Genomic DNA, 4,325 nt, shown 5'->3' with positions numbered 1-4,325 from the left:
GACTACCACTAGCTAGCTCTTGCTTATCCGCTTGCTTCAGGTGATCACTATTGGTAGTGTAGCGCCGTGTCCCGTCCCGCGTTCCCGGCCAGCATATAGTGGTTACCTGACTCAACCGGATAAGCAGAAGCTAGCTAGCTAGGGGGCCGTCGGGAAGGGCCCTGGTCCGGCGGCGCCGGCCCACGCACCGCCCGCCTACGCATCCGGGCGAGATGCTCCTCGAGGAGTTCCTCAAGCCCCTGGGGATCACCCAGTCGGCCTTCGCGGCTCGCCTTGGCGTGTCGTTCCCCCGGCTGAACGAGGTCATCAACGGGAAGCGCAGCGTCACGCCCGATACGGCACTGCGACTTGCGCGCGTCACCGGGATGAGTGCGGACTTCTGGCTGGGGTTGCAGCAGGATTGGGATCTGTGGCACGCCCTCCGCTCAGACCAGGCCTCCGAGATCGCTCACCTGAAGCCGTTGCCGAACGCTAGCTGAGGGCGCGCTAAACGAAGTAGAGATTCTTGCCGCGCATAGCCGCGGCAAGAATCTGGTGTTGTCGGCGCAGCCGGTGAATTACTCGGCGGTGAAATGTAGGCGGAAGTTATTACGAAGGTGTGCACCAGCCAGTTCGCGCTTCTGGCCCCGCATACTGGCAGCATGGCGGTCTATACCATCGGGCACTCGACCCGGTCTGCCAACGAGCTGCTGGCTCTGCTGCAGCAGGAGGACGTACGGCACCTGGTGGACGTACGCCGCTACCCGGCATCCCGGCGACACCCCCACTTCACCCGCGACGCGCTGGCCGCCACGCTGAAATCGGCGGGCATCGGCTACACTCACGAACCCGACCTGGGCGGCCGCCGCTCCCCCAGGGCAGATTCCCCCAACACTGCCTGGCGCAGCGCCGGCTTCCGCGGCTACGCGGACCACATGGACAGCGATCTCTTCCGCGCCGCGCTCGAGCGAGTGATCCGCCGGGCGGAGCAAGAACGACTCGCCATCCTGTGCGCCGAGGCCGTGCCCTGGCGCTGCCACCGCCAGCTCATTGCCGATGCGCTCGTGGCCCGCGCAGTCCCCGTGGTCCACATCCTCGGCCCCGGCCACACGCAGCCGCACTCGCTTCACGCGCAGGCCAGACCTACCCTCGACGGCCGGCTGATTTACCCCGCGCCGCCGGGGGAGCAGACCGAGCTCCTTCCTTAATACTGACTGCCGGCAGCCGCTACGGCGCGCCGCGGCACACCCACGGCGCCCACGGACCCACGGACCGTGTTTTACCCTTCCCCGTTGGCCGAATTAGCTATCCCGGGCCCACCCCCCTGGTTAAGCCAGGCCTCCTCGCGCACCCCCTGTCGCCGCCGACTGGGCCACAGAGATCGGGTTGGCGGGACGCCGGGATAGCATAAGCGGCCGGAATGGAAGATGAGGACCTGGTCCGAAGTTGGGGCAATACGCACCGCTGGCCGTTGCCCCAGCGGTTGCAAGCTGTCCCATCCGCACCGTAACCCAGCGGTGCGCACGAACCGTAACGTCAGGAGCGGCAACAGATTCGCCCTGACGGTCCGGTGCCGCAGCCCGAGCGCGGGGTGGTCCGATTCCTGAAAGCGGGCACGTTCTATCGAGGAACTATGTGTCCTCGCCGAGGGAAACGCGGCTCGCCCGGAAAATTTGCGCTTCTCCAAGGAGTCGCGCGGGCAGCCAACACAGCGGCCGAAGCTGTCCCGGGGAGGGGGAGGCGCAGGATCCCCGAGGCACGAGTATTCCCGTCTCGGCTGCCGGATGTCCAGGGAGGTGCTCCATGAGGACGCTTCGCCGCTGGTCAGCTTCGGTGGCGGCGGTGGTGGTGCTGGCGTGCGGCGGGAAGGATGCCACGCAACCGGTCACGCCCGCTTCTCTGCAGATCGTTTCCGGACAGGGACAAACCTCGGCGGTGGGCAGCACTGTGGTGATTGGCGTGGCCGTGCTGGGCCGCTCGGGAAGCGGGGTGACGGGGGTTGCGGTGAACTGGGCCGTAGTGGAGGGCGGGGGTTCGATGGCCACGTCCACGACGACCGGGACGGACGGAAGGACCCAGGCCAACTGGACGCTGGGCACCCGAGCCGGCGCACAGAAGGCCAGCGCATCCGTCACTGGCCTGGCCGCGGTCACGTTCGAGGCCACGGCGCAGCCGGGCGCGCTGGCGTCCGTCTCCATTTCGCCGGATACCATGCGCTTGACCGCGCTGGGCGACACCGCGCGTTGCACGGCCGCGGCCGCTGACCAGTACGGCAACGCCATCGACGGCGCCACGTTTTCGTGGGCATCCTCGGACCCCACCATTGCTTCGCTGGAGGGATCGGGGCTGGTCCGGGCCCGGGGGGCCGGGACGGCCCGCATCGTGGCGACGTCCAGCGGCCGGGCGGACACCACGCTCGCGATCGTGACGCAAACACCCACCGCGCTGCAACTGACGCCCGCCGCCGATACGCTCAACGCCATTGGTGACACGCTCGTGCTGGCCGCCGCCGTGACCGACCGCAACGGCAACGCCGTGGCCGGTGCGGCCGTCCAATGGAGCTCGCTCGACAGCGCTGTGGCCAGCGTCGATTCCCGGGGTTACGTCGTCTCGCGCGCGGTCGGGACAGCGCTGATCCGCGCGGCGTCTGGCGCGGTGGCGGACACGGCCAGCATCCTGGTGCGGCAGGTGGTGGCGACGCTCACGCTCAGCCGGGACACAGCCACCATGCTGACGGACTCGACGCTGCAGCTCAGCGCCACAGCCCGGGATTCCAACGGCGTGGCCGCCGCCGCGGCGCAGATCACGTGGGCCTCATCGGACACGCGCATTGCCAGCGTGAGCGCGGCCGGGCTGGTCAGGGCGCTGGATCCCGGCGCGGTGCGCGTGATCGCGGCCGCCGGCACGCCGGCCGATACGGCGACGATCACGGTCACGGAGCGCTGGGTCCTCCGCGGCTTCGTGCTCGGCCCCAATGCCGGGCATCCGGGGGAGGAGCCCAGCATGAACGACGTGATCATGCTGCCCGACGGCACCTACCGCATGTACTACAGCAAGGCCGCGCGCGCGATCAAGTACGCGGACTCACCGGATGGCGTGACCTGGACGGTGCGGGGCACGGTGCTGGAGGGGGCCAGCGACCCGAACGATCGCGAGTATTCCGTGAACGGCCCGCGCGTCCTGCGGCTGCCGGACGGCCGCTACCGCATGTACTACCAGGTCGGCCCGCAACCGGCGCAGGGGCAGGCGCCGAGGTTTTACGTGCGGAGCCTGATCTCACAGGACGGCGGCGTGACGTTCACGAAGGAAGGGATACGGATCGAGATCTTCCCCTTCGATCCCACGTCTCCCGTCGAGTTCGCGGGGCACGCCAGCTTCTACCGCCTGGCCGATGGCAGCTACGCCGGCATCGTCTCAGTGCACTACACGAACGAGCAAGGTCCAAGCGATCTGGCCCTGGTTCGGTCCGCGGACGGCCTGACCTGGACCGGCTTTACCCAGACGCACGAGGACTGGCACGACCCGATTGTCATTCCGGTGCCCGGCGGCTACCGCATGTATGCGACCTACCTGCTGGAGCGGACGGGCACCGCGTTCTCGGCCGACGGCGTGACCTGGTCGGACTTCACCGAGATCCGCTTCGTGAACGCCGCGGGGACGCGCCTGACGGAGGATAGCGACGGCGTGGGCGACATCGGCGGACTGCGGCTGAGCACGGGGCGGATCCGGCTCTACACGAGTTGGGGGATCCCGTCGTCGGACATCATCTACTTCGAGAAGTAGCCCCGGGGCGCACGCCAGAACGATCATCGACGAGGGCGGCATGAAGGCCCATCCATCGGCGCAGTTCAGCGCCACGCTCCGCGTCCGCCTCGAGAACCAGCCCGGGACGTTCGGCCGGCTCGCCGGCGCGATCGGCGACGCGGGCGGGTTGCTCGACGCGATCGACCTCGTCCGCGTCGAGCGCGGGACGAAGATCCGCGACGTGACCGTGCTCGCGGCCGACGCCGCGCACGTCGAGGAGATCGTGGAAGCCGCTCGCCACGTGCCCGGCATCGAGGTCTTGCACGTCTCCGACCGCACGTTCCTGCTCCACCTGGGCGGCAAGATCGAGATCGCATTGCGGGCGCCGCTGAAGACGCGCGACGACCTCTCGATGGCCTACACGCCGGGTGTCGCGCGTGTGTCCTCCGCGATTGCCGAGGACGTGTCGAAGGTGTGGAACCTGACCGTGAAGCAGAACATGGTCGCCGTCGTCAGCGACGGGAGCGCGGTGCTCGGGCTGGGCGACATCGGCGCGGAGGCGGCGCTGCCCGTGATGGAGGGCAAGGCGATGCTCTTCAAGG

General features: G+C 68.6%; 4 protein-coding genes. All 4 read left to right on the top strand.

The window, feature by feature from the left end:
- Positions 1–161 precede the first annotated feature (161 nt).
- Positions 162–479 carry a HigA family addiction module antidote protein gene (locus HY703_05975; GenBank protein ID MBI4544719.1) on the top strand — a complete coding sequence of 106 codons (318 nt, stop codon included), beginning with the start codon at positions 162–164 and terminating at the stop codon, positions 477–479.
- A gap of 162 nt (positions 480–641) precedes the next feature.
- Positions 642–1,187, top strand: a complete 546-nt coding sequence (locus tag HY703_05970; GenBank protein ID MBI4544718.1) for a DUF488 domain-containing protein — start codon at positions 642–644, stop codon at positions 1,185–1,187.
- A gap of 595 nt (positions 1,188–1,782) precedes the next feature.
- Positions 1,783–3,762, top strand: coding sequence for an Ig-like domain-containing protein (locus HY703_05965; GenBank protein ID MBI4544717.1), 1,980 nt, complete (start codon positions 1,783–1,785; stop codon positions 3,760–3,762).
- Between the two features lie 40 nt (positions 3,763–3,802).
- On the top strand, positions 3,803–4,325 hold a 523-nt coding region (locus tag HY703_05960; protein ID MBI4544716.1), incomplete at its 3' end, for an NAD-dependent malic enzyme.

This window comes from Gemmatimonadota bacterium, from assembly GCA_016209965.1.
Taxonomy (GTDB): domain Bacteria; phylum Gemmatimonadota; class Gemmatimonadetes; order Longimicrobiales; family RSA9; genus JACQVE01.
Note: the sequence above shows the minus strand (reverse complement) of the source record. Positions and strands in the feature narration are given on the sequence as shown.

Excerpts from the sequence above, each read along its gene's own strand:
- HY703_05970 (MBI4544718.1), top strand. The coding sequence starts at position 642 with ATGGCGGTCTATACCATCGGGCACTCGACCCGGTCTGCCAACGAGCTG.
- HY703_05965 (MBI4544717.1), top strand. The coding sequence starts at position 1,783 with ATGAGGACGCTTCGCCGCTGGTCAGCTTCGGTGGCGGCGGTGGTGGTG.